We start from the raw sequence: 1,592 nt of genomic DNA, 5'->3' as shown, positions 1-1,592 counted from the left end.
CCCGCGGTATCCCAAGATTCACTCATCGGTAGGGGAGTCCATTCAGCTATAGTCGGATACGAGCGCACCTATATTTTTCGAGAGGTTGAGAGAAAATTCAGACGTTCGGCCAGACTCTCCGTTTGTGAGTACCCGGCAGAATCTTACCGTGCGGCCCGCGACCCGACGGGCCGCGAATCGAGGATGTCTCCCCTTCTCGAAACCACGTATCGTGCTGATACCGGAACTCACGACGACAGCACTCCGGTTCGACGGGCCCGGCGCGGGAGTCGCGTTCCTCCTCGGACGCCTCCTGTTCGGTCTGGTCCTCGCCTTCGTGGGCCTGAACCACCTGCTCGACGTCGACGACATGACCGGCTACGCGCAGGCGAAGGGGCTCCCGGCGGCGCGATTCACCGTCGTCACCTCCGGCGTGATGCTCGGCGGCGGCGGCCTCGGCATCGCCGCGGGCGTCTACCCGTCAGTCGCCGCCGGCGACACGCCTATCGCGTTCGGCGGGTAACGCGAGACGATGACCCGACGGACCACGAGGCGACGGCAGACGAACCGACGGCGCGGGCGCGAGGTGCGGTGACGTGGACGGACCGCCCGACGCGTTCGGGTCGCCGTACCGCCTGCTCTCCGGTGCCGTCGTCCCCCGCCCCATCGCGTGGGTGAGCACCCGCGCGCCCGACGGGACGCGGAACCTCGCGCCGTACAGTTTCTCCAACGTGGTGACGCCGGACCCGCCGACGCTGCTGTTCTCCGCGTCCGGCACCGGCGACGACAGGAAGGACACCGCCCGCAACGCCGTCGAGACGGGCGAGTTCGTCTGGAACGTCGTCACCGCGGACGTGGCGGAGGCGATGAACGAGACGAGTGCGACGCTCCCACCCGAAGCGGACGAGTTCGAACGCGCCGGCGTGACGCCCGCCGCCGGCGTCGCCGTCGACGCGCCGCGCGTCGCGGAGGCGCGCGTCTCCTTCGAGTGTCGCCTCGCCGAGACGCTGGACGTCGGCGTCTCCACCGTCGTCCTCGGCGAAGTCGTCCACGCGCACGTGGACGAGTCCCTGCTCACGGACGGGAAGATGGACACGCGAAAACTGGACGCCGTCGGCCGGATGGCCGGCAGCGACTACGCCCGGACGACCGACCGGTTCTCGATGGAACGTCCGCCGTAGTCGGCCGTTCGCGCGGCCCCGACGGACTCGACGCCGCCGGTTACCGCCGCCGTCGTCGACTGCTGCCGCCGTCCCCTGCCGACGCCTATCGTTCGGCGAGACGCGCAATCTTTCCGAGGGCGCGTCGGCAGACGACGGCGTACCCCGCGGCGAGAGGCGGTATCTCGAAGGCGACGCGGCACCGCTCCGGTCCGAGCGCTTCGACCCGGTGGCCCGTCGCCGGGACGCGCGCGACGGACCACTCCACCGGCGCGCGTCGGCGTCGAACGCCGTCACCTCGAACGGCACCCAGACGCCCGCGCCGGCGATTCGAACCTCGCCGGTCGCTCCCAGTCCGATTCGGTCCGGGCCGCGCACCGCCGTCACCGACGGCCCCCACTCGGGCCACAGACGCGTCTCGACCAGCACGTCCCACGCGTCCTCGGCGGGGGC

At 70.7% G+C, this 1,592-nt stretch carries 2 protein-coding genes and 1 pseudogene; 2 read left to right on the top strand and 1 reads right to left on the bottom strand.

Translation table 11 applies throughout. The features are described from left to right. Nucleotides 1-214: 214 nt before the first annotated feature. A pseudogene (locus GJ632_RS21380) lies at nucleotides 215-475 on the top strand (DoxX family membrane protein); the annotation flags it as partial. Between the two features lie 100 nt (nucleotides 476-575). Next, complete coding sequence (locus tag GJ632_RS21375) at nucleotides 576-1,160, top strand: flavin reductase family protein (protein ID WP_343161313.1); 585 nt, start codon at nucleotides 576-578, stop codon at nucleotides 1,158-1,160. Nucleotides 1,161-1,245: 85 nt separating this feature from the next. Here GJ632_RS21375 and GJ632_RS26110 read toward each other — a convergent pair whose 3' ends face one another. Further along, entirely contained in the window at nucleotides 1,246-1,407 is a 162-nt protein-coding gene (locus tag GJ632_RS26110; protein ID WP_394351847.1) for a hypothetical protein, read from the bottom strand. Nucleotides 1,408-1,592 lie beyond the last annotated feature (185 nt).

Origin of the sequence: Halogeometricum sp. CBA1124 (genome assembly GCF_009741955.1) — an archaeon.
Taxonomy (GTDB): domain Archaea; phylum Halobacteriota; class Halobacteria; order Halobacteriales; family Haloferacaceae; genus Halogeometricum; species Halogeometricum rufum.
This window is presented reverse-complemented; position numbering and strand designations above follow the sequence as displayed.